Source organism: Marinomonas sp. 63XJN7_9_ISO-PGPR-S23-217, assembly GCF_056173515.1.
Window position 1 is genome coordinate 3,503,668 of record NZ_CM149678.1, and the last position, 23,076, is coordinate 3,526,743.

Sequence of the window (23,076 nt, forward strand, 5' to 3'; positions counted from 1 at the left end):
ATTAAAACTCCGACTTGTTTAAAGCAGATTTTGCTTCCACTTGGTCCGCTTTTATCGCTTCAAAACTCGCATTTGATGACTTACGTAAAGCATCTATTTTTTGCCAAGTACCCGATAGTCGATAGCGCTCTTCGCAAAAAGCATCAAACACATCATTGTAATGATTGGCTAACGATAAACTTGGTGCTTCTTGCTCTGTGAGAAGTGGTGAAACCCATGTATTGATACAACTCTCCATATTGGCATAAGCGCCAATCGCAACAGCCGACATCATGGCAGCTCCTGCGGCTCCTGCCTCATCGCGCAAAGACATTCTGACGTTGGCACTCACCGAGGCGCCAAGGATCTGACGTAAGATTGGTGACCTGACAGCCCCACCGCTCAAACGCACTTCCTTAGGTAAGGCCCCCATTTCGTTATAACAGTCACGCATAGCCATTCCTAACCCCTCTACAACGGCTCTCACCAAATCAGGAAAGCGATGTCTTGAGGTTAATCCGGTAAAACTGGCGCGAGCTGAAGCATTGATAAAAGGGCCACGCTCACCCGCATCAGAAATATAGGGATGGTATAAAAGTTGCCCTGGCATGGTTGCTTTAAGCCAACCGTCAACCTTAGATACCAGTTCATGGCTCGATAGAGAGCCCCCAAATTCACCGAGTAAATCCGCCGCAACGTTCAGAAGCCAATCTAAATTCAATGCCGATGCCATATTAGTTTGCACCTGCGTCACACGGTTTTGAATGGGCAATACAATCACATACCCCGTCCCCGCATCGTTTAGATAAACCTCCTTGGCATCAACGGACTTCATATGTACTCCCGTGGAACCAACCACGGAGCAGGCCACCCCTTCGTCTCCGGTATGAACTCCCGCCCCTAATGCCGTCATTACCATATCAACATAAGCAAGTGATACAGGAATGCCTGCACGTAACCCTGTCTGCTTTGCCGCCTCATTAGTTAAAGGGAAGGTCTGTTGTGAACCATCGATGATAGGCGGTAATAAATGGGCATAATTAGACAACCCCAGACTATCAATCACCCGTTCGTCATATTCTCTCGTTCGAAAATCACCAAATGTAAAACTGGCCTCTGAAGGATCAGTCGCCCTCACCCCAGTCAATTTAAAATACAGCCAATCCTTACAATGAAACGCCGTTGTCGCGGCGGCCAAAAGAGACGGATGCTTATCCTTCATATAGGCTAACTGAGCGCCCTGCTGACAGGTATTCAACCCCGTCCCCGTTAGTTCAAAACGTAACCGATCTGTATGGGAATAGCGCAGTGTATCGACGGTGGGAGCGGAGCGGCCATCTAACCATAGCCATGCATCACCAACGGGATCCCCCTGCTGATCCATCAACCAAGTACCATCCCCTTGGCCTGTCACCGATAACGCACAGACACGTCGAGAAAAATCAGGGATTTGCTCTCCCAGATCACGTACCGCTTGAGCACAGTCTGACCAAGTTTGCCTCATCGGCTGTGTTGCCGATCCATCTAAGCCTGTTTGATAACGGTTTCTAATGCTGGAAACCGCCACTTGCTCACCTTTTAGGCTAAAGGCAACCGCTTTAATCACCGACGTTCCTGCATCGATGCCAACAATAAGATCAGTCTTCACAGGCCACCTCTTACTGAATCAAACGAAGAGCACAGTCTTATGAACGCTTTAGCATGATGCAGACAAACACTTAGCATACTGATTCCCCATGAAGGTAAGTCTATTTTAAGGGCATCAACACCACTTAAAAACGACCATCCTTTTTTGTAATTTTTTTCTTTGTTTGTTAATTATTTCCATCAAACTCCATTCTGTCAACATAGATTTTTCTTAAAAAAGACAGTAAATGAAGCGTATTCAAAAGAAGAAGCATTAACATTTTTCAAGAAATCCATTGAAAATCAATAAGAAAATAGACGTTTTATAGAGGCAAAATGCAATAATAAGACGACTCTTAAATGCAAAATAAAGTATTGAGATGAAAAAAGATGATTTTTTAAATCTTTTATGAAATAAATTTCATTGACAGGCGACCGTTTTTAAACCATTGTTTGACTATTCAAGGTCTCTACCTAATAACAAAAACAACACAATCGACTATGGCTAGATCGCTACACGACTCTTCGACGCGATCACTAATAAAAAGAAAAGCCGGAGAAAAACAATGACAAAAACATTGCACAATCAAGCCGATCAACAGCAAATGCTGTACCAGTCACTTGTCTATCTGATTAATCAAGCTAGACGACATAGCGCTTTTTCTCATTCAGACATAAACATCTCCTTCATCAAACATATGCAACTATCTTCTACTTATTCAGCCATGAAGGGGCGTTTCTATGCACACTAACCTGTCCAATCAAAGGGTATCCAGAAAGCGTAAATGGGTACTTGGAACAGCGGTCTTTACCGCCATTTTAGTTATCGCCATGGGGCTTAATACAAAAGTAATCGTAAACGGTTCAAGCGAAGACTTGCGTCAGAAAAGCTTTTCTCCTGATAGATACGCCCAAAAAGAATACCCATCGATCCGTGACTTTGTCCTCAATAAAGCGGTGGATGCCGAAACACTCCTGACAGCACTTCAAACCAACAAAAAAAGTGCCATTGAAAAATACGGGGTGAAAAGCGGCATAGGGGCCATCATACCAGTCAAACTTGATGCCGTTGTAGAAAGCGGCCGCTCTGGTATTTATACCCTTAAGGTCACCAATATGCCGGAGAAACAAACAATCCGAGTACAAGTTGGTCCCGCGATTAATGGCACGGCATTACGTGATGCGACAGGTAAAATCTCATTCGAACAGTTTACCAATCAAATTCAATATCAAAATGTGGGCGCAGCAATTAACCGAGTCATGAAAACTGATGCACTCCAGCACGTAGATCAAACAACACTGGTGGGTAAGCAAGTCTTTGTTGTCGGTGTTTTTAGGCTAATCAACCCAAAGAACTGGCTTATAACGCCAGTAAGGTTTGATGTAAAATGACGGTATCCATGATGCAAGCTTCAACCAACGGCAATAATCAGGCTACAGCAAAGACTGCGACAAACGACGTCGTCTTAGCGGCCCGCCATATCACCAAGACCTTTGGCAACACGCAAGCATTAAAAGCGGTTAACTTCGACATTTATAAAGGTCAGGTCACCACGTTATTCGGAGAAAATGGCGCGGGAAAATCCACCTTAATGAAGATTCTTTCTGGTGTCATCTCCCCGACTTCTGGCGATATTTTACTGGATGACAAAGCCATTCATTTTAATAGCGCGGCAGAAGCTCGTGCACAAGGTATCTCCATCATTCATCAAGAATTGAGTCTCGCCCCCAACTTAAATGTTCGTGACAATATTTTTATGGGACGGGAAATCACGAATTCTAAAGGGGTTGATTACGCGGAAGAAGAACGCCAAGCCAAAGCGTTAATGGAAGAGTTGCAGGAGAATATTGACCCACTGACTCCCCTTGAGGAGTTACGCTTGGGACAACAACAAATCATTGAAATTGCCAGAGCCATATCTCAGAAATCTCGCATCTTGATCATGGACGAACCCACTTCGGCACTCAGTGCCACCGAAGTGGAAGTCCTTTTTAAAGTCATCAATGATTTGAAAAAGCGTGGTGTCTCGATCGTCTATATTTCCCACCACCTCGAAGAAGCGCTGCAAATTACCGATCATGCTGTGGTTTTAAGAGACGGCACCATGACCGCTTACGCTCCCAGAAAAGACATCGATCTAGAGTGGATTGTCCGCCATATGGTGGGCGAGAACTTTGACCTTGGCTCGCCACCAACAGGCTATGACATGGGCGATACCGCCTTGGAAATCGATGATTTAGTCATTCATGATCCCAAGGGAGGGCCGTTTAACGTGGTCGATCACCTTTCTCTCAAAGTACGGGAAGGGGAAATCGTTTGCATCTATGGTCTTATGGGGGCCGGACGCTCAGAATTTATGGAGTGCGCTGCCGGACGTCTAAAGGCCGACTCAGGACGAATTCTACTCAAAGATGAAGAAATTTCCTCATTCTCTATTGCGGATCGCATCGCAGCGGGATTGGCCTTGGTGCCAGAAGATCGGCAAAAAGATGGTCTGGTACAAACCATGAGCGTGGGTCAAAACTTGTCTATTGCTAGCATTGGTGAGTTTACCCGTCGATTTTTCACCTCCAATAAAGATGAAACCCATCTGATCAATCGATCCATTAAGGATGTAACGGTTAAAACAGACAGTGGTGAAGCCCCCATTGGCTCACTATCTGGTGGCAACCAACAAAAAGTCGTCATTGGCAAAATGTTAGCGACTCATCCAAACGTTTTATTGTTAGATGAGCCCAGCAGAGGCATTGATATTGGTGCGAAAGCAGAAGTCTTTAAATTACTTGCGGAACGCGCAAAACAAGGGCTTGCCGTCATTTACTCCACCTCGGAAGTCGCAGAATGCCTAAGTATCGCCCATCGTATTATCGTCATGAACAAGGGCAAAATTGCAGCAGAGTTTGACGCCAACGTCAGTAAAGAAAAAATCATGGCCGCCTCAGGCGAAGCCGTAAAAGATTAAAAAAATAACAATATTCTGGAGTGTGATCATGTCAGCACAACACGAACAAACCTTAAATAAGGCAACTCCCCCTGCCAAGAAAGTCGACATTGGTCGGTTATTATTAGAAGGCCGTGCCTTTTTTGCCTTGATCGCTATCATTATCTTTTTTTCGTTTATGTCACCGAACTATTTTACGGTGAATAACTTTTTAATCATGTCCTCACATGTGGCGATTTATGGCTTACTGGCTATGGGCATGTTATTAGTCATACTGAATGGTGGAATCGATTTATCGGTTGGCTCTACTTTGGGGCTAAGTGGTGTGTTTGCTGGCTTTTTGATGCAAGGAGTAAATATCCAAGCACTGGGCATCACATTATATCCCTCCTTATGGGTCGTCGTTGTTTTAACCTGTGCCTTAGGCGCGTTCGTCGGGCTGGTGAATGGCGTACTGATTGCCCGATTCAATGTACCCGCCTTTGTTGCCACATTAGGTACTCTCTATGTTGCTCGTGGTGCGGCACTATTAATGACGAATGGGTTGACCTTTAACAAATTAGAAGGCGATCCGTCGTTGGGTAATACTGGTTTCGACTGGCTAGGATTTAATCGAATTGCCAATATTCCAATTAGTGTCATCATTTTCATCGTCGTCACCCTGCTCTGCGGGATCATGCTTAGTCGAACCGCCTTTGGTCGTTGGCTGTATGCATCCGGTGGTAACGAACAAGCAGCAGACTTATCTGGTGTGCCGATTAAGCGCGTCAAAATAACCGTTTATGTACTGTCTGGTATATGTGCAGCGATTGCAGGGCTCGTTCTGTCATCACAGTTGACCTCAGCAGGACCAACAGCAGGCACCACCTACGAGTTAACAGCCATTGCTGCTGTTGTCATTGGCGGTGCTGCCCTAACAGGAGGACGAGGTAATGTACAAGGCACCTTGCTTGGTGCGCTTGTCATTGGCTATTTATCAGATGGCTTAGTCATCATCGGTGTATCTTCCTATTGGCAAACGGTATTTACGGGGTCCGTGATCGTTTTGGCCGTACTCCTAAACAGTTTGCAATACGGTAAAAAGGGAAAATAGTTCGATGATACTTAAATTTTTATAGCAAATTTGTCTCAAACGAAACACAACTTGCTGTAAAGCACCTGCCGTTACTCGGCAAAGACAATAACAATAAATTGGAGCACTATCATGTTAAAGACGACGAAAAGTTTACTGTTAGCTTCTGTAGCAGGCTTAGGTTTAATGGCAAGCCATGTATGGGCAGGTGGGTTGATGTCTATCATCGTCAATGACCCATCTAACCCATACTGGTACACCGAAGGGCAAACCGCCAAAGCGGAAGCAGAAAAGCTCGGTTACACGGCAACAGTTTCCGCCCATAAAGGCGATACCAATACAGAAAGCAATCTAATCGATACCGCCATCACCAACAAAGCGGTGGCTATTATTCTTGATCCGGCTAATGCGGATGGGTCTATCGGCTCTGTTCGTAAGGCGGTAAAAGCAGGTATCCCCGTGTTTTTAATCAATGCCGAGATCAACCAAAAAGGGTTGGCCAAAGCGCAGCTAGTATCAAACAACGCACAAGGGGCTGCCCTTGGTGCGGCGCAATTTGTTGATAGTATCGGCGATACGGGCAACTATGTTGAGTTGTTTGGTGCGCCATCCGATAACAATGCCGCCACTCGATCTAATGGTTATAAAACCGTATTGTCACAATACCCTGATCTGAAGAAAGTGGCTGAAGAAGTGGCTAACTGGAACCGCACACAAGGCTACAACAAAATGCAGTCCATCTTGCAAGCGCATCCAAATATCAACGGTGTCATTAGTGGTAACGATGAAATGGCGTTAGGTGCTATTGCTGCACTAAAAGAAGCAGGCAAACTAAAACAAGTCACCGTTGGCGGTTTCGATGGTTCACCTGATGCGGTAAATGCGATTCTCGATGGTGAAATGGCATACACGGTTCTTCAACCTGTGGCGATCTTCTCAGCGAAAGCCGTTGACGAAGCGGATAACTATATCCGTACAGGAAAAACAGGTGCAGCGACTGAAAAACAACTGTTTGATTGCTACTTGATTACCAAAGATAACGTGAAATATTACACCTCACCTTTTGTATTATCTAAATACTAAGTTCGGTACTTTTTTCACCGTTCAAAAGGATCATTAGCATTGGCTAATGATCCTTTTTATTATGGACATATCAAAGTGAAGAATACACCCGCAAATATTCCGACACAGCAACACCATCGGCTGCAACATCGATCGGTGCATTCTGCATATCATGCCAAAACACCGCCGCCGCTTCTAATGACTTGATCTCACCTGTCCAACTGGGTATCACATAATAGTGAATCAATTGTAACTCGTCCGTAGGATGATAGAGGCTGCACAAATAGCGATGAGAATCAGGTACCACATCCAATTCTTCTTTTAATTCACGAACCAGTGCCTCAAGCTGGCTTTCCCCTGATTCTATATGGCCACCAGGAACAGCGATTAAACCAGGATCAGAGGCTTTATCATCCGCTCTTTTTTCTAATAGTATCTGCTCATCTCGAATCAAGAGAAACGAAACACATTCGCTAACCATTACCATGACACCTCACAAACCTCTTCATAGACAAAAGTTAAGAATAAGTACTCGCTTATTTCTCTGCATTATTTTTCTCAACAACGTCCCCTTTAATCAGCAACCTCAAGGGTCTTCACCATGGGGTCAATTACTTTTTGAAACCACACTTTACCAAGGGTTTGCACAAGGGCTGGATAGCCACTTTTTGGCAAACGCCCTTGGGCAACAAACTCTTTTGAAATCAGTACCTGCCCCGAAGACGAAATTAATCTCCAGCGCCCCGCAACATGAACCTCCCCATTAAGGTCGCCATAGAATGAATCAACATCTATGCTTAAACGCTCTGATGAAGAGACCAAATCCTGTGGTCCAAACCACTCAATATTTGGCATACGCTTAATCAAGGCTTGCAAGGTGAGTCGACTCAATTGAGGCCCTAATGGCTCTGCCCACAAGTTTTGTTGAGACCGAAACACTTCGCCTTGTTTAGACACTAGCACCATTTCATTGCCCGCAAGGTAGTCAGCCACCCGAATAGGTAACAACTGAATTTGTACAACCTGTTGTTTTTTATCAGGCTGCTTTTTACTGAACGAGTCCGACGACATTGATGTCGTAGCTTCGGCATCATGATCCATCAAGAGATATTCATTACTTGGCACAACGGCTGTCGCACAGCCCGTTAACAAACAAGATAGTGCCACCGCTACACAGAGATAATATCGACTGAGCATATGTTGATTTTCCTATTATTGGGTTCCGGCTCTGGGTTGAATGTCTGGCTGTGTTTTCTTATCAAAAATCAGGACATTAGGATCTTTTCTTAACTCTCTTAATAAAGGCTGCAACTCATTAAGAGATCGTTGTAATGACTCAATACTCTCCCGAGCAGGCCCGCCTATTTGACCATCACTTTGATAGGTAACAAGCGTTTGCTTGAGCTCTTGGACCGCTTCTAACACTTGCTTCGGCAGTGCTTGGGTATCTTTTCTCTGTAGCAATGCATTGAGGTCATTTGTTAGATTCTTGATACTTTGCAATGTGTTATTCGCTTCGACCATCGCACGATTTAGATGCGAAAAACTTTCATCAATAGGCGCTTTTGATAATTTATCTAGGACAATCGAGACTTTTGTTTCAATATTCGCCAAACTATTTGGCGTTGTTGGAAACACATCAATCCCGTTCAATATTTTATTCTTGATCGGTTGAGCATTTGCCACAATGTTCAAATCAATGATCTTCGCCCCTGTTAGTAAGTTGCTGGTTTTTAATGAAGCCCTAAGGCCTTCATGAATGCTCTTCTCAAGCATATTTTTAAACTCTTGCCGACTCATACCATTGAGTTGATGATCCAGTCGTTGTGGTTCTATTCGAGCAAGTACAGGAACTACAGGGTCGGTCATCGAGGTAAGAGCACGTATATCTAATCCATCATAAGGCACTTGCATGACGGTACCGATGCGCAACCCACGATACTCAACGGGCGCCCCAACTTCTAAACCACTGATATTTTCTTTAAACAAAAACAAATAATTAATAAACTCGTTATACACATGGTTTTGCGCAGCTTGTTTGGAGGAATAAAGCTCAAACTGCGATAAATTTTTTACTGGATGTCCTATGTGTTGATCTTTCAGCATACCAAAGCTGATCCCTCCAGAAAGCAAAGTTTCAAGAGAGTCCAATCTTACTTCAAAACCCCGCGCAGAGCTTTGTAGCGAGAACCCTGGTGTAATCCAGAAATGGACAGCACTATTGACTAAAGAATCATAAGGCGCACGAATAAATATCTGATAAGTGATGGCATTTTTCTTAATGTCGAACCCCACTTTTTCAATGAAGCCTACATCATAGCCACGAAAATGTACTGCCGTACCAACATCCATTTTTGAACTGTCGGTACTGAATAATTTTAGATGAATACCTTGGCTTTTATCCGTCGAAACAGGGGGGTTAGAGAGAATAGAAAAACGCGTCTTCAGTTCCCCTTTTAGACTGGGCTCCATTTCAATATAAGCACCTGAAAGCAGTGTCCCTAAGCCACTGACTCCAGCCTTACCAATACGAGGCTTAACGACCCAAAATTGTGCATTCGCATGCAACATTTTACTAGCGTTTTTATTCATTCGGACGGTAATGATGGCTTGATTAAAGTCATCACTCAAACGAACAGCCGTCACCATGCCCACGTCTACATTACGTGCTTTAACCTTGGTTTTTCCAGCCTCAATGCCATCCGCATTTTGCGCAATCAAGGTCACTTCTGGCCCTTGATTAGACCAATTTTGGTACACCATCCATCCAGCAATCAGCAAAGCGATTAGAGGAACAAACCAAATAGTATTAAAGCGGATCTTACGTACCTCTTGGAGGTTATCATTCTCAGTACTCAAGCCAAAATTCCTCAGTTAATCTCGTATGATGCTTTTTGTCATCACTCATCATGAGCAGGCTCTTCCTTATCCCAAAGCAATCTAGGGTCAAATGATTTCGCCGCTAACATGGTCAATATCACCACACTGGCAAAACACAAAGCCGCTTTTCCAGGGTAGATTGTTAGCAGCCCTCCCAACTGAACCAGTCCGGTTAAAATAGCCACAACAAAAATATCGATCATGGACCAGCGACCAACAAACTCAGTCAATCGATACAAGGTGAGTTTTTTCATAATGCCATAGGGACTTGGGCGGTAAGATTGCCAACACAACCAACTCAGCGCTAACATTTTCGCAATTGGAATAAACACACTTGCAATCAAAATAATGGCCGCAACAGGGTAAGACCCCTCCGACCACAACAGCAGTACGCCGCCAACAATCGTCGAGGGCGTAGTAGAACCAAAATACGTAGTCTCCATCATAGGAAAGACATTAGCAGGTACATACATGATCAAAGAAGCTATCAACAAAGCAATCGTGGCTTTAATACTTTGCGGTTTCCGACTATCCGCTTCATGACCGCAACGTCCGCAGTGTGTATCATCAATAAGGAGAATGGCGCCGCAGGTTTGACAACCTTTTACGCCTTGAGAGCGCGCCGTTTGCGAGTGTAAAATAATACTTAGAGACGGGGCCGTTACTTGGTGCCAAAACCACCGAACATCCACCATCGACACTGTCTTCAATAAACAAATAACAAACCCACAAAACGCCCAAAATGACAAGCCAAGATCAATCGAGACGCTCCCTTGCATCTTAATCAAAGCAACAATGACTCCCACCAAAAACACATCAACCATTAACCAGGGCTGAACGCCAACCAGGATACGGATCAAATACGTTTGTAATCTTTGATAGCGACTTCTTTTTAAAAACCAAGCTAATAATATGACGCAAAATAGATACAGCGCCGGTAATATTAATAAGGCAATTAGGATTAATACCCCTAAAAATGTGAAAGAATTCAGCAATAAGGTTGATACCTCTTGCCAAAGACTGACTGTTCTACCAACTCCAGCCACTGAAAAGCTCAAAAAAGGGAAGCTTAAAGAAAGTGCCAACATCAATATTGCGGATCCCCCAAAAGCCAATAGGTTATTCAACCTTTGCCTAGGCTGATAAAACAAAGTACTTCGACATCGAGCGCAGCGTAATTGTTGCCCTTCTTGTAACTCAGGGATAGGCGTCACCCAATCACACTCTTTACAAACCGTCGCATGATGACTTAAAAATGAGGGTTTCATATAAAAAAGGTACCAACTGTAAACATTGCTTTCATTCAACCAAAAGCTAAAAAATTATACGGTGGCTAAGATCCCAAATGTAACAAAAGAATACATTCTCGAGCCATGAGTCAATATTGCTTTATATAAACATATGCTTTATTGGACTATAGAAAAGAACATAGAATCGCAAGCAAATTCTTTTCAAAAAATATACATCAAAAACTAACTTTATGAGATGCAAATCATTATTATATATAGATAATTGCTTGCATCACTCAAAACACAATAAAATTAAAATAAAAAAAGATCCAAGCCTGTTTCCTCAGTCTTACCCTTTTCTCCTCATGAAGACACTTACATGAAGGTAAGTTATAAAGGATATCACTGAGGTAAAAAACGCTTTGCATCATGCTTTGTTTAAATATACGGCGTAACTATCATCCTCTAACGAAAGTTTTATATTACTATGAAAAATTTGACAACGTTTAGATACTTATATCTCTTATGCCTGTTGGCCCCTATGTTTTTTTGTTCTATTGCCCGTGCTGACAACACTGACCCAGCTCAAAAAGAAGCAGCGCCATCGCAACAAGCGGCGCCACAAACAAATAAAACAGAAAACCAGCCCAAAGCCTCTACAAAGAATAAAGAGCAGCAGGCTATCGACGAATCCGTCAAAAAAGCACTACAGGATCCCAAATCTGGTTATCAATTCACGGATCAAACGGTAATTGATATGGCCAAAAAATTGGCGAAATCCCCTATGGTGCCCCCTCTTAAAGCACCAAAAGCGCTCACGGATCTGGACTACTCGACGTACCGGAAAATAAACTTCCAACAAAACCAAGCGGTCTGGGGTAATACACCAACGCCTTTCTCCATCCAACTTTTTGCGCCGGGCTATCTTTATAAAGACCTCGTCGATATCGATGTCGTTGAAAACGGTAAAGCCTTCCCTTTAGAAGTCTCACCCTCTTCTTTTTCTACCCCCAATAAAAAGTTGGCTGAATTAATTGATAAAGTCGGAAAATTCGCAGGATTACGTTTACACTACCCCATCAATACAAAAGACCATAGCGATGAGTTTATTGTTTTTCAGGGAGCGACTTACTTCCGTGCTATTTCTAAAGGCCAAACCTATGGTCTATCGGCTCGTGGCCTTGCAATCGATGTAGCTCAACCAACGGGGGAAGAATTCCCCATGTTCAAACATTTCTGGATAGAACGTCCATCAGTCACACAAAAAGCCATCGTGGTACACGCATTACTGGACAGCAAAAGTGTAACCGGTGCCTATCGATTTGGCATTTACCCAGGGTCACCTACTCGTATTGTCGTAAAAGCAACGCTTTTCCCCCGACAAGACGTACCGCATGTTGGTCTTGCTCCACTGACATCTATGTTCATGTTTGGCACCATGGATCGTTCAGACGAACCAGATTTCAGACGCCGTGTTCACGATTCTGAAGGACTACAAATACAAACTGGCCATGGTGAAATATTATGGCGCCCTTTAAATAACCCAAAAACCTTACAAATCAGTTCTTTCTATGACAAGTCTCTTAAAGGCTTTGGTTTAATACAGCGCCACCGTAACTACAGTGACTATCAGGATTTAGAAGCCAACTATCAGACACGTCCATCCGCTTGGGTAAAACCGCTTAATGACTGGGGCCCAGGCCATGTTGAGCTTGTTGAGATTCCGTCAAATTCAGAGGGCAACGACAATATTGTCGCCTATTGGCAACCAAAGGGTGGCCTTAAAAAAGACCAGCCTTATCGCTTTTCATACCAATTAACTTGGCCTAATGACACTCCTGTCTTAGCCAATAAACCACATATTGTAAGAAGTGCAAAGGGCACTAAACTGTTTGGCAAATATAAAGGAAACCCTGAAGTCGTTATCGACTACAGCGATGTAAATGTTGATGATATTAAGAAACTACACATTAATGCGTCTACCAGTGCAGGGAAGATTCTAGAAACGCATCTTGTAAAAAACCCTCATATTAATGGTATTCGTGTCTATGTGACGTTCGATACAGACAATGCAGACGTAGCGGAACTACGAGTTGCATTATCAGAAAATCACAAAGAAATCGCCTCTACATGGCTTTACCGATGGTTGAAACAACAATGATGATGAGTAATGTTCAAAAGGCAGACATCGGCACCTCTTTACCCGAAGAGTCGCCGCTAGAGATGCCAAGACACAAGGTTCAAGAAGAGCGACAACCTGCAAAAAAGCTGTCTAATCAGCCCCTTATAAGCATCTTTCTGGCGCGTCTTTTTGTATTTTGTGTCACAGCCTATTTATCATGGTACGGCGCAACCGAAATGTTCGCCGTTCTCAACACTAATTCCATTGCTGGAATGCAGTGGGCTTTCCTTGTTTTGTTTTGTATTAACTTCACATGGATTTCCTTTGCATTTTCACAAGCAACATTGGGCTTTTTCAGTCAAATAAATCCCTTTCGACGCAAAATCAAAGAAGCTGAACCAGAAACGGTCACCGCGATATTGCTACCGGTTTATAATGAGGATCCTGTTCGTATACGCGCCAGCATTGAAGCAATGCATAGTGACCTCGTTGAAAAAGCCCCAGGAAAGTTCGCCTTTTTCATTCTCAGCGACAGTAACAAAGCCAATTCGGCCGTGAAGGAAAAACAAACCTTTTACCCGATTCTAAACAATGATACTGACAAGTGTCCGGTGTATTATCGCCGCCGCTACAATAATGCCGAAAGAAAAGCCGGCAATATTGCTGATTGGGTGACACGCTTTGGCGGAGCTTACGAGAGCATGATTGTACTTGATGCTGACAGTTTGATGAGCGCGGACTGTTTGATTACCTTATCCCGTCGGATGGCCGCTGAACCCGGGATGGGCTTAATCCAAACCCTCCCGACCATCATAGAGGCCAATACTTTGTATAGCCGATTGCAACAGTTTGCAAACCAGTGCTTCGGTCCAATATACGCCGCAGGCTTATCTGCATGGCATGGTAGCGCTTCCAACTTTTGGGGCCATAATGCCATTATACGCACTAAAGCATTTGCCTCAGCTTGTGGTTTACCTATTTTATCAGGTAAGCCCCCTTTTGGCGGCCACGTAATGAGCCATGACTTTATGGAAGCCGCAATGTTACGACGTGCTGGATGGGGCGTTCGCTTCGATAATGACCTACAAGCCAGCCATGAGGAAGCACCGCCATCACTGATTGATGTCATGGTACGTGACCGTCGTTGGTGTCAGGGCAACTTACAGCATAAAGCCTTTTTGCTCGCGAAAGGGTTTCACTTTGCCACACGCCTCCATATTATTTCAGGCATCTTTGCGTATTTAAGTGCTGTATTCTGGTTCTTGCTCATTGCAGTGGGTTTTGCCTTGGCTTTACAAGCTCACTTTGTGCGCCCCGAATACTTTGCCAACCCCTCACTGTTTCCAACCTGGCCAGTATTCGATTTTGAAAAAGCACGTTTGCTATTTGAAATCTCGATGGCATTAATACTCGCCCCCAAAATATTTGGTTGGTTAAGTGCTATGGTGAATCTACGCCGTTGTCGAGAATTTGGCGGTCCTATTTTTCTGACCATCAATAGCCTCTTAGAAATCGTTTTATCGGCAATGTATGCACCGATTTTGATGTTTTCACAATTTCTCGTCGTATTTGATGTCTTAAAGGGTCGAGACAGTGGCTGGTCTGCTCAGTCACGAGACGATGGTGCGACACCGTTAAAAACGGTATGTCGTGCTCATTTATCACACACTCTATTAGGAGCAGGGCTAGCTTCTTCTACATTATACCTTAGCCCTCAGCTATTTTATTGGTCGTTGCCAATCAGCTTTGGTCTTACCTTCTCTATCCCTTTGTCATGGCTAAGCGGTGGAGCAAAACGCGGAAACCTACTGTCAACCATAGGCTTTCTAAAATCCTCCCAGGAAAAAAGGCCGACGCCTATCGTAAAGCGACTCCATGATGCGCAACAGCAACTTAACCGTATCGATACACAAGATGATTTATCCGCTTTACATAGAATGACCCAAGATGAGCATTTCTATCGTTGGCACTTGGCACAAATGCCCGAAGAAGATTTGGCGTCCTTAAGCCGTCCTCGAATTTGTGCAGAGTGGCAGATTAAAATGAATGACAATCTGGACGATTTGGTTAAAAACATCAAAGAAGAAGAATGTTTAGCCATTCTGAAAAGCCGCTCCTTAATGGAAGCGATGGGTAAATTTCTTCCCAACAAAGCGGCTTAGTCAGAAATAATACTAAAACGAACAGGTCGAGCCCTCGCTCGACCTGCTACGTTAAAGCATTTTGCGCATAAATACTCGGGAATAGCCTTCCTCTTGGCGACGCTCGTACTCGCGATATCCTTTGCGAGAATAAAGAGCCTGATTGTCCATCATCTTCTCATGGGTATAAAGATAAATAGAGTCATAACCCAGCTGGCGCGCTTGTTCCTCTGCATGACGCAGCAATGTCCCACCACCCCCTAGACCTTGGTAATCCGGATGAATGGCCAGATTGTCTAATAGAACCCCCTCTTCCGTTTGCTTCAGGACAGCAAAACCAACCACCTTATGGTGATATTCAGCCACCCAGACCTGATGCTGCTGAATAATTTGAATATAGTCCTCCAGCATAGGAGCTGGCTGTTGGCCAATTTGCTCAACATACTTCTTATAAGAAAGATGAGCACAATCCGCTAGACGAATCGCCTCGTTTAAACGAGCCAGACGAATCAAGAATATCGTTTCATCATGCTCAACCATCTACCTGTTCCCCTTGTTAGCCTTCGTCGGCCTTGGAGAACGTTTGGTTGGTCGAGACTTTCCAGTGCCATTGGGTTTCCCTCCCTTTTCGGGTTTGTTCGGTTTATCGATAGACGTTCGTCCCGCACCTTTAGAAGAATTGTTCCCAACGGGCTTATGACGACTCACGGGGGTGACTTTACTCGGCGGCTTTTTCTTTACAGATGTACGCCCTCCTGACGACGGTTTAGCTTTGTGGGATTTCCTCTTAGACGTCGTATTAGCTTCTGATGAAGATCCCTCAATGGCCTTAAACAAACGATCTATTTCTTTTGCGGTAAAATCTCGCCATTCGCCAACAGGTAAACCTTTTAAATCAATATGCATGATACGAATACGCTCAAGTTTGACCACCTCGTAACCGAAGTACTCGGCCATACGGCGAATTTGTCGATTCAGCCCTTGCACTAACGTAATACGAAAAACGTTATTGGCTTCCTTAGATACCTGACACTTTTTCGTCATCGTCCCCAATATCGGAACCCCATTCGCCATGCCACTGATAAAAGACTCAGTAATCGGTTTATTAACCGTCACCAAATACTCTTTCTCGTGATTATTCCCAGCGCGAAGCACTTTGTTAACCAAGTCTCCATTATTGGTCAAAAAAATCAGCCCTTGCGATTCTTTATCCAAACGACCAATAGGAAAAATTCTCACGCCATGACCAACAAAATCTACAATATTATCGCGCTCTGTGCTTTCCGTGGTGCTAACAATACCTACTGGCTTATTTAACGCGATCAGCACAAAATCCTCAGCTTCCTTTGGCTCAATCAACTGTCCATTTACTCTAACAGTATCGCCAGTAGCGACTTGATCTCCCACTTTCGCCCGCTTGCCATTAATAAACACATTCCCTTGCTCAATGAAGCGATCTGCATCACGCCTAGAGCAGATACCACTTTCGCTAATGTACTTATTCAAACGAGTTGTTGACGTGTTCAGCATAAAAATATCTTAGTGTCTTGTGATTAAAAATACTAAAAAACGAACGGAGACTTCAATCAATAGCCAATAGATAAAAACCGATCTATATTCTTAGTAAACATACACTAACAGTATATAGGAAATGCAATAAACACGCGCTACTTAGCAGAAGATCTAATGGCGTTAGGGCGAACAACGTCCTCAATCTTTTTTTCACACTTTGATTGCTACTATTCGGGCATTATCAGATTAAGAGGGAAACCATATGTCGTCTAAGACACCATTGCCAAATACCCCCACCTACAACATGGCGCAAATTTTTCTGCATTGGTCCATAGCAGTTTTGATCATCGCGAATTATTTTATCAGCGATGGTATGGGTCATATGCTGCGTCAGCATATTGAAGATTCAGCGAGTACCCCAAACTGGGTGGGAGATTTTCATATTTACGTAGGCTTAGCCATACTCGGATTAATGGTTATACGTGTTTTCGTGAGGTTGTTCAGCAAAACGCCAGAACAAAAAACAACTGGAAATGGGACCTTAGACAAGATATCCCACTGGGTGCACATCGCCCTATACTGGTTGATGTTCTTAGTGCCCGCTTTTGGTGCTGCCTCTTGGTACCTAAAAATTCATGTTTTGGGGGATATCCATCAAATCACTATGAACATCATGATGAGCTTAATTCTCCTCCATGCATTGGCCGCTCTATTCCATCAATATGTATTAAAAGATGGCCTCCTTCTTCGCATGTTAGGACGCTCCTAAATCTAGGCAAAAGCAAAACACTTAATATCGATTCAGGCCATCGTCAACATTGCCTGAATCTTTGCTTTTTTAATGGGGAAAAATAGACGTCCCCTGGACTTCTAGAACACTTTTTACCTCTGTACGCTCAATAATTTTTACTAACGCCGACTGAATGAACTCGTCCTCACGTACATCCCCTTTGCTAGAAAAGCGTTGTTCTTGAGGAGGCTCACCATCCTCTAACACCAACGTAGCGACAACATCACTCGCAAGATCTGCGGATTCCCCAAAGTACGCTAAGGTGAGCTGTGGGTAACCTTTAAAGCCCATCTTTACTCGTTTGGCAATGCGTTTTTTTGCTTTCTCTACATTCATTTGTGATTTCCTGTTTATCAACACAGATATTAACAACGCGGATAGAAATACTGTTAGCAAACCAAGAGTAACACTAATGCCCACACCAGAAAGAAATAATGCGCCAAAGGGAATGAAAAGAACCTTAATAGAATACCCCTCGCTCAACGACTCTCATCATAAACCTGACAGGGAACCATCATTAAAGGTAGACCTTACCGCCAAATTACTAGAAAATGACGACTATATTCGATGGCATTGCAAATTGAATCCCGTACCACTGATCTAAAAGTGAGCTAAAATGAACCCTTTGTTAGAACACGCCTTGACTGTGTTTATGGCTTTTTTTGCCATTATGAACCCCATTGCTAATACAGTTGTTTTTGCTGGTTTAACAGGTCATAAAAGCAAGTCAGAGCAACTCAAAGTCGCCAAAAAAGCATTACTGTTGACATTCTTAATCATTTTAGTCTTTTCTGTTTTAGGAAAAGCCCTTTTTCATTTGTTTGGCATTACCTTACCCGCCTTGAGAATAACAGGTGGGTGTTTGATCTTTTTGGTGGGCTATCAAATGCTTCACGGGGAAAGTTCAAAACTCCACAGCCCGGAAGATAATGACGACTCGAACGAATCAGACGAGGCTGTTTCTCCTTTAGCAGTGCCACTGCTTGCAGGCCCGGGCACCATCGCAACCGCAATGAATTATTCTGCCGCTGGTGGCTGGCAAGAAATCGTTATTACCGTGTCAGTCTTTCTTGCTCTGTGTTTTATTACTTTTTTCTGCTTTATTTTCAGCTCAAAAATACTCTCTTTAGTCAGTCAAAGCGGACTGACTATGATCACTCGCTTAATGGGGCTGATTCTTGCCGTTATCGGGGTACAGATGCTCATCACAGGAATAAACGTAGCAATCCACATTAGCTAAAAATACCAGCAGTACCAAGCGTTAGGTAACAAAGGGGACTGATTTGTATCTTTATGATCACTCCCCAATATCCCTAGAGTTACATGGTGCTGACTGGTAAACTGCCTGTTCCAATTTTCTGTGGACAGAACTTCATGCAAACTTCAACTCTACATCGTTCAAAGTGCCCCTCTATTATTGGGTTAACCGCCATTATTTTCGCCGCCAGTTTGCTAACTGGCTGCAGCAAACCACCACAAGAACAACATATTGAGGGCTATGCCCAAGGTACCACTTACCATATCACCTTTTGGTCGAAGAAGAAGGTACCAACTGATGAGGTGGAATCTTCTTTCAATACTACCTTGGCACAGATCGACAAAGAATTATCGACTTATCGACCAGACTCCTACATTTCCGAATTCAATAGCAGCCCATCAACAAAATGGCAGCCAGCTTCCCAAGATTTTATTGACTTGATCAACATCGCCAAAGACATCAATAAAAAATCAGAAGGTTGTTACGACCCAACCATCGGTCCCCTATTTGATTTATGGGGCTTTAAAAAAGACACTCTCCATGTACCAACGGACGCAGAAATAGCGGCAACAAAAGCGGATATGGGACTGGATAAAATCCAAGTTGACGAAAAAGATAAACTTATTCGCAAGACAAACCCGTTAGTCCAATTGGATTTCTCTTCCATGGGTGAAGGCTACACCATAGGTAAACTGAGTAAGATACTTGAATTGAAAGGAATCAATAACTATCTCGTTGAATTTGGTGGCGACATGAAAATCAAAGGCCACAAACCAGATGGTAAAAAATGGCGTATCGCCATTCAACGCCCTATCAAAGAAAAAGATGGTTCACAAAAAGTGTATAAGATCATTACCATCGAAGATGAAAAAGGCGTCACACTAGATACATCCGGAACGTATAACCATTACTTTGACGATAAAGGGGTAGAATACTCACATATTCTGAATCCAAGCACTGGCCGCCCTGTTACTCACGATTTGGTTTCTGCCTCTGTTTTCGGTACAAATCCAAGAATCAGCGATGCTTGGGCAACCACAATGCTATGTCTTGGACCTGTCGAAGGGGCTAAAATAGCCAAGAAACAACATCTCGAAGTGTTCTTTATCGAACATAAAAATGGCAAATTTGTAAACTCAGAGAGTGAAGCCTTATCTTCTAGTAAGCGTGTCAAATTCGACAAATAACCTGAGTCACAATAAGAAGTTGAGTAAATGAATTTACTCAACTTCTCTTCATAACCGAACAATTCTTACAAGAGATACTTCCATCTAGCATTTAACCTAATCAGAAAAAAAGCGGCCACAAGTGTCAGTGGTATTGTCGACAACATCAGTTTTATACCACTAAGATTGGTCTCACTGCGTAGGATATTTAAGAAGAACAAATGAACAAAGAAAACAGCTGAAGAATATAAAGCAATTTTTTTACTATCAAATGGCATTGTCATTTTCATACAAAGTAGAAAAATTGCCGGACAGACAATAATCAAAGAGAGAAAATTATCAAACCCCTTTTGACCATGAGTTAATAAAAAATCAACGTAGGACTCAGCCAATAAAGCGAGTACACCACATACACTTAAAACAATAATGAAACGTAAGGAAATTGCGCGATGCAATGCGTGCTTGTGAATCAAAAAACCAATGCTTAAAAACGGAAAAGAAAGCAGTAGTGGCCCTCGGTGAAGCGGTGTAAACATCAAAATTTTATTAATATAAGCACTATGAAACCACTGATAATTGGCAGCATATTGGATAAACACGCCGAGCAAAAATGTCACAATAACACAGGCCAACAAACAAGCACTAGAGGCATACCTTAAACATTATAGCAACCCAGCCCCCAGCAACATACCGGACAAATACCAGAGATGATAATATCCAAATATCAAGGTCTCAGATAACCGTAGAAGACTTCCCCAAGAACCGTCAGGCCGTTTGCCACCAAAACACAGAATATAAGGTCATCCAGAGGATGTAGAGAATGGCGATTCTTTTAAACCAAGATGGATGCTTATCAGTAGAAACAACCGAAAAGAAGAAAAAACCATTAATCACCAAAAAAACGGGCACAACCATTCTAAACAGTCCTTGAACCGTTAAATAGCTCATTAATGCATTCACCTGAGATAAAAAACCAGCGTGTAATGCAACCACCATAAAAGCCATCACTAATTTTAGAATATCCAGAGAAGCATTTCGTTCCAAAACCATAACCTATGTATTTTTATCAATCTATATACTCTATTTTCCGATGGTCATGGACGCAATCAAGGACACGTAAAAATGAAAAAGGAAGATGTAAAGTAAAGGGAATAAAATTTACTGCCCTGAAACAGCAGTGCTTACTTCTGAATTTAGGCATAAACGGCTGCTCTAAAAAAACCGACACATTGAAAATTGAACAAGTGTTCATATTTTCTTATATTTTACTCAAATCATACGAAATAATGACAATTTACCATCATTTATAGCACCAAAAAAGAGCAACACCTCTCCATAAAACGCTCCATGTTAGGGCAAAAACAAATAATGAAGCGCTATTTTGACACGTTTTATCCTTTTGATCCCTAGAAAACATCATGGGTTGCTTTAATTTTTATGTAAACAGCACATATGGCACGGTGTCTGCTATAGGAATAATTAGTCACATAAAAACACATTTCTTTGTCGCGTTAGAAAATAAGAAATCTCAGGAGGCATATATGAAACTGCTTATTGCTATCATCAAGCCATTTAAACTTGATGAAGTTCGTGAGGGACTCTCCGAAATAGGTGTTCGTGGTATTACCGTAACAGAAGTCAAAGGCTTTGGACGACAAAAAGGGCATACAGAATTGTATCGTGGCGCCGAATATGTCGTTGATTTTTTGCCAAAAGTAAAAATTGAAGTCGCCTTAGATGACGCATTAGTTGATAAGGCTATGGATGTTATCTGCCAATCAGCTAATACAGGCAAAATTGGCGACGGCAAAATCTTTGTATTGACACTTGAGAAGGCTATTCGGATCCGCACCGGAGAAACCGACTCTGATGCTCTCTAATAATCAATAACACATCCCCCTACCATAAATATAGCTAAAACAGAGGCAATATTGATGAACATTAAAAGACTAATACCGACCATAGGTGGAGCTCTATCTCTACTTAGTCTATGGATGATTCCCTCCCAAGCAATGGCTGATACACCTAGCCTTGATAGTGGGAATACCTCGTGGATGATGGCATCAACAGCGTTGGTGCTATTGATGACTATTCCGGGTGTTGCCCTCTTCTACGGCGGTATGGTGCGCCGTAAAAACCTACTGTCTGTTGCCGCCGCGACTTTCGCTATCACCTGCTTGATTACCATTATTTGGTCAATCGCTGGTTACTCGCTTGCTTTTAAAGGCGATGGTGCGTTTATTGGTAACCTAAGTGCACTGTTTCTAAACGGTATTGGTTATAAAACGTTAAGTGGCTCTATTCCTGAATCGGTATTCATGACCTTTCAGATGACCTTCGCAATCATCACACCGGCCTTGATTATTGGTGCCGTTGTAGAACGAATGAAGTTTTCTGCCATGCTATGGTTTATGGGTTTGTGGTCCTTGTTAGTTTACTCCCCTATTGCTCACATGGTTTGGGGTGGCGGTTGGCTCGGTGGCGACGGCGTGCAAGATTTTGCAGGCGGTACCGTTGTGCACATTAATGCGGGTGTCGCAGGTTTAGTTGCAGCACTAGTACTTGGCAAACGTAAAGGCTATGGAAAAACAGCAATGCCTCCCGTTAACCTTGTCTATACCATGGTTGGTGCGTCTCTTCTGTGGGTCGGCTGGTTTGGCTTCAACGCGGGTTCTGAGTTAGCAGCAGACGGTACAGCGGGCATGGCGATGGCCGTGACACAAATTGCAACAGGGGTTGCAGCAATGGCTTGGATGTTTGTTGAATGGGCAGCTCGCGGCAAACCAACTCTTCTCGGTATGAGTTCAGGTGCGGTTGCCGGTCTTGTAGCGATTACCCCAGCATCAGGCTTTGTAGGACCAATCGGTGCGTTCGCAATTGGTATCGCAGCAGGTCTTGGTACTTTCTGGTCTTCTGTCTACCTGAAAAAAATGCTTGGCTACGATGACTCATTGGACGCTTTTGGTGTTCATGCGGTAGGAGGCATTATTGGCGCACTACTAACTGGCGTATTCTCAGCGGCCATATTCGGCGGTGCTGGCCTGAATGATAATGCACACGGCAGTATTCTTAGCCAAGTGATTATTCAGGCAAAAGGGGTAGGCTTTACCATTATTTACGATGCGATTATGACCTTTATCATCATTAAAGCAATTGATATGGTTATGGGCATCCGAGTAACTGAAGAAGAAGAAACCGAAGGCCTTGATACATCTCTACATGGCGAGCAGCTATACGAATAATCACTGCCAGCACAAATATCTAAAGGGCGCTTACAAGAGCGCCCTCAGACTGCTG

Annotated in this window: 22 protein-coding genes; 12 read left to right on the top strand and 10 right to left on the bottom strand. The window is 43.2% G+C overall.

The genetic code is table 11. From position 1 onward, the window contains the following. Position 1 precedes the first annotated feature (1 nt). Positions 2-1,627, bottom strand: coding sequence for an FGGY family carbohydrate kinase (locus tag AC0VYI_RS16425; protein ID WP_475444200.1), 1,626 nt, complete (start codon positions 1,625-1,627; stop codon positions 2-4). Between the two features lie 544 nt (positions 1,628-2,171). On the opposite strand from AC0VYI_RS16425, the gene AC0VYI_RS16430 reads away from it, so the two are divergent. From AC0VYI_RS16430 to AC0VYI_RS16450, 5 genes are all read left to right on the top strand, one after another. Further along, on the top strand, positions 2,172-2,357 hold the full coding sequence (locus AC0VYI_RS16430; protein ID WP_475444202.1) for a hypothetical protein: 186 nt from the start codon (positions 2,172-2,174) through the stop codon (positions 2,355-2,357). Then, a complete protein-coding gene (locus tag AC0VYI_RS16435; RefSeq protein WP_475444204.1) occupies positions 2,347-2,997 on the top strand; it encodes a DUF2291 family protein in 651 nt (216 codons plus the stop codon). Before AC0VYI_RS16430 ends, AC0VYI_RS16435 begins: the two co-directional genes overlap by 11 nt. An 8-nt stretch (positions 2,998-3,005) precedes the next feature. Beyond that, entirely contained in the window at positions 3,006-4,568 is a 1,563-nt protein-coding gene (locus AC0VYI_RS16440; RefSeq protein ID WP_475444205.1) for a sugar ABC transporter ATP-binding protein, read from the top strand. 28 nt (positions 4,569-4,596) lie between these two features. Continuing rightward, complete coding sequence (locus tag AC0VYI_RS16445; RefSeq protein ID WP_475444206.1) at positions 4,597-5,640, top strand: ABC transporter permease; 1,044 nt, start codon at positions 4,597-4,599, stop codon at positions 5,638-5,640. Between the two features lie 111 nt (positions 5,641-5,751). Then, positions 5,752-6,702, top strand: a complete 951-nt coding sequence (locus AC0VYI_RS16450; protein ID WP_199475357.1) for a D-ribose ABC transporter substrate-binding protein — start codon at positions 5,752-5,754, stop codon at positions 6,700-6,702. Positions 6,703-6,772: 70 nt separating this feature from the next. Here AC0VYI_RS16450 and AC0VYI_RS16455 read toward each other — a convergent pair whose 3' ends face one another. From AC0VYI_RS16455 to AC0VYI_RS16470, 4 genes are all read right to left on the bottom strand, one after another. After that, positions 6,773-7,162 (bottom strand): NUDIX hydrolase, encoded by a 390-nt coding sequence (locus tag AC0VYI_RS16455; RefSeq protein ID WP_475444208.1) that lies wholly within the window; start codon positions 7,160-7,162, stop codon positions 6,773-6,775. A 92-nt stretch (positions 7,163-7,254) separates the two neighbouring features. Further along, positions 7,255-7,878 carry a PqiC family protein gene (locus AC0VYI_RS16460; RefSeq protein WP_475444210.1) on the bottom strand — a complete coding sequence of 208 codons (624 nt, stop codon included), beginning with the start codon at positions 7,876-7,878 and terminating at the stop codon, positions 7,255-7,257. A 15-nt stretch (positions 7,879-7,893) separates the two neighbouring features. Continuing rightward, positions 7,894-9,540 (bottom strand): intermembrane transport protein PqiB, encoded by a 1,647-nt coding sequence (pqiB, locus tag AC0VYI_RS16465; RefSeq protein WP_475444212.1) that lies wholly within the window; start codon positions 9,538-9,540, stop codon positions 7,894-7,896. 41 nt (positions 9,541-9,581) lie between these two features. Further along, positions 9,582-10,829: a PqiA/YebS family transporter subunit gene (locus AC0VYI_RS16470; protein WP_475444213.1), complete on the bottom strand. Its 1,248-nt coding sequence runs from the start codon at positions 10,827-10,829 to the stop codon at positions 9,582-9,584. A gap of 502 nt (positions 10,830-11,331) precedes the next feature. On the opposite strand from AC0VYI_RS16470, the gene AC0VYI_RS16475 reads away from it, so the two are divergent. Then, positions 11,332-12,951 carry a glucan biosynthesis protein G gene (locus AC0VYI_RS16475; protein ID WP_199475352.1) on the top strand — a complete coding sequence of 540 codons (1,620 nt, stop codon included), beginning with the start codon at positions 11,332-11,334 and terminating at the stop codon, positions 12,949-12,951. Beyond that, the gene (gene mdoH / locus AC0VYI_RS16480; protein WP_475444215.1) at positions 12,921-15,074 is read left to right on the top strand and encodes a glucans biosynthesis glucosyltransferase MdoH; all 2,154 of its coding nucleotides are present in this window, start codon (positions 12,921-12,923) and stop codon (positions 15,072-15,074) included. The genes AC0VYI_RS16475 and mdoH overlap by 31 nt, the downstream gene beginning before the upstream one ends. A gap of 51 nt (positions 15,075-15,125) precedes the next feature. Here the strand turns inward: mdoH and AC0VYI_RS16485 are convergent, their stop codons facing one another. After that, positions 15,126-15,593: a GNAT family N-acetyltransferase gene (locus tag AC0VYI_RS16485; RefSeq protein WP_475444217.1), complete on the bottom strand. Its 468-nt coding sequence runs from the start codon at positions 15,591-15,593 to the stop codon at positions 15,126-15,128. Further along, complete coding sequence (rluF, locus tag AC0VYI_RS16490; protein WP_475444219.1) at positions 15,594-16,583, bottom strand: 23S rRNA pseudouridine(2604) synthase RluF; 990 nt, start codon at positions 16,581-16,583, stop codon at positions 15,594-15,596. Positions 16,584-16,827: 244 nt separating this feature from the next. On the opposite strand from rluF, the gene AC0VYI_RS16495 reads away from it, so the two are divergent. After that, positions 16,828-17,334, top strand: a complete 507-nt coding sequence (locus AC0VYI_RS16495) for a cytochrome b (RefSeq protein ID WP_475444221.1) — start codon at positions 16,828-16,830, stop codon at positions 17,332-17,334. A gap of 69 nt (positions 17,335-17,403) precedes the next feature. Here AC0VYI_RS16495 and AC0VYI_RS16500 read toward each other — a convergent pair whose 3' ends face one another. After that, positions 17,404-17,691 carry a hypothetical protein gene (locus tag AC0VYI_RS16500; protein WP_475444222.1) on the bottom strand — a complete coding sequence of 96 codons (288 nt, stop codon included), beginning with the start codon at positions 17,689-17,691 and terminating at the stop codon, positions 17,404-17,406. A 280-nt stretch (positions 17,692-17,971) separates the two neighbouring features. Here AC0VYI_RS16500 and AC0VYI_RS16505 point away from each other — a divergent pair, with 280 nt between their 5' ends. Continuing rightward, entirely contained in the window at positions 17,972-18,595 is a 624-nt protein-coding gene (locus tag AC0VYI_RS16505; RefSeq protein WP_475444224.1) for a MarC family protein, read from the top strand. A 134-nt stretch (positions 18,596-18,729) separates the two neighbouring features. Then, positions 18,730-19,800, top strand: coding sequence for an FAD:protein FMN transferase (locus tag AC0VYI_RS16510; RefSeq protein WP_475444225.1), 1,071 nt, complete (start codon positions 18,730-18,732; stop codon positions 19,798-19,800). 65 nt (positions 19,801-19,865) lie between these two features. Here the strand turns inward: AC0VYI_RS16510 and AC0VYI_RS16515 are convergent, their stop codons facing one another. After that, positions 19,866-20,414 carry a hypothetical protein gene (locus AC0VYI_RS16515; protein ID WP_475444227.1) on the bottom strand — a complete coding sequence of 183 codons (549 nt, stop codon included), beginning with the start codon at positions 20,412-20,414 and terminating at the stop codon, positions 19,866-19,868. A 130-nt stretch (positions 20,415-20,544) separates the two neighbouring features. Next, on the bottom strand, positions 20,545-20,823 hold the full coding sequence (locus AC0VYI_RS16520; RefSeq protein WP_475444229.1) for an acyltransferase family protein: 279 nt from the start codon (positions 20,821-20,823) through the stop codon (positions 20,545-20,547). A gap of 497 nt (positions 20,824-21,320) precedes the next feature. Here AC0VYI_RS16520 and AC0VYI_RS16525 point away from each other — a divergent pair, with 497 nt between their 5' ends. Together AC0VYI_RS16525 and AC0VYI_RS16530 are read left to right on the top strand one after the other, a co-directional pair. After that, positions 21,321-21,659: a P-II family nitrogen regulator gene (locus AC0VYI_RS16525; protein ID WP_199475344.1), complete on the top strand. Its 339-nt coding sequence runs from the start codon at positions 21,321-21,323 to the stop codon at positions 21,657-21,659. Positions 21,660-21,713: 54 nt separating this feature from the next. Continuing rightward, a complete protein-coding gene (locus AC0VYI_RS16530) occupies positions 21,714-23,021 on the top strand; it encodes an ammonium transporter (protein WP_233407576.1) in 1,308 nt (435 codons plus the stop codon). Positions 23,022-23,076 lie beyond the last annotated feature (55 nt).

Excerpts from the sequence above, each read along its gene's own strand:
- AC0VYI_RS16485 (WP_475444217.1), bottom strand. The coding sequence starts at position 15,593 with ATGGTTGAGCATGATGAAACGATATTCTTGATTCGTCTGGCTCGTTTA.
- AC0VYI_RS16450 (WP_199475357.1), top strand. The coding sequence starts at position 5,752 with ATGTTAAAGACGACGAAAAGTTTACTGTTAGCTTCTGTAGCAGGCTTA.
- AC0VYI_RS16435 (WP_475444204.1), top strand. The coding sequence starts at position 2,347 with ATGCACACTAACCTGTCCAATCAAAGGGTATCCAGAAAGCGTAAATGG.
- AC0VYI_RS16530 (WP_233407576.1), top strand. The coding sequence starts at position 21,714 with ATGAACATTAAAAGACTAATACCGACCATAGGTGGAGCTCTATCTCTA.
- AC0VYI_RS16470 (WP_475444213.1), bottom strand. The coding sequence starts at position 10,829 with ATGAAACCCTCATTTTTAAGTCATCATGCGACGGTTTGTAAAGAGTGT.
- AC0VYI_RS16525 (WP_199475344.1), top strand. The coding sequence starts at position 21,321 with ATGAAACTGCTTATTGCTATCATCAAGCCATTTAAACTTGATGAAGTT.
- rluF (WP_475444219.1), bottom strand. The coding sequence starts at position 16,583 with ATGCTGAACACGTCAACAACTCGTTTGAATAAGTACATTAGCGAAAGT.
- AC0VYI_RS16445 (WP_475444206.1), top strand. The coding sequence starts at position 4,597 with ATGTCAGCACAACACGAACAAACCTTAAATAAGGCAACTCCCCCTGCC.
- AC0VYI_RS16430 (WP_475444202.1), top strand. The coding sequence starts at position 2,172 with ATGACAAAAACATTGCACAATCAAGCCGATCAACAGCAAATGCTGTAC.
- AC0VYI_RS16500 (WP_475444222.1), bottom strand. The coding sequence starts at position 17,691 with ATGAATGTAGAGAAAGCAAAAAAACGCATTGCCAAACGAGTAAAGATG.
- AC0VYI_RS16440 (WP_475444205.1), top strand. The coding sequence starts at position 3,006 with ATGATGCAAGCTTCAACCAACGGCAATAATCAGGCTACAGCAAAGACT.
- AC0VYI_RS16460 (WP_475444210.1), bottom strand. The coding sequence starts at position 7,878 with ATGCTCAGTCGATATTATCTCTGTGTAGCGGTGGCACTATCTTGTTTG.
- AC0VYI_RS16455 (WP_475444208.1), bottom strand. The coding sequence starts at position 7,162 with ATGGTTAGCGAATGTGTTTCGTTTCTCTTGATTCGAGATGAGCAGATA.
- AC0VYI_RS16475 (WP_199475352.1), top strand. The coding sequence starts at position 11,332 with ATGTTTTTTTGTTCTATTGCCCGTGCTGACAACACTGACCCAGCTCAA.
- AC0VYI_RS16505 (WP_475444224.1), top strand. The coding sequence starts at position 17,972 with ATGAACCCTTTGTTAGAACACGCCTTGACTGTGTTTATGGCTTTTTTT.
- mdoH (WP_475444215.1), top strand. The coding sequence starts at position 12,921 with ATGGCTTTACCGATGGTTGAAACAACAATGATGATGAGTAATGTTCAA.
- AC0VYI_RS16495 (WP_475444221.1), top strand. The coding sequence starts at position 16,828 with ATGTCGTCTAAGACACCATTGCCAAATACCCCCACCTACAACATGGCG.
- AC0VYI_RS16510 (WP_475444225.1), top strand. The coding sequence starts at position 18,730 with ATGCAAACTTCAACTCTACATCGTTCAAAGTGCCCCTCTATTATTGGG.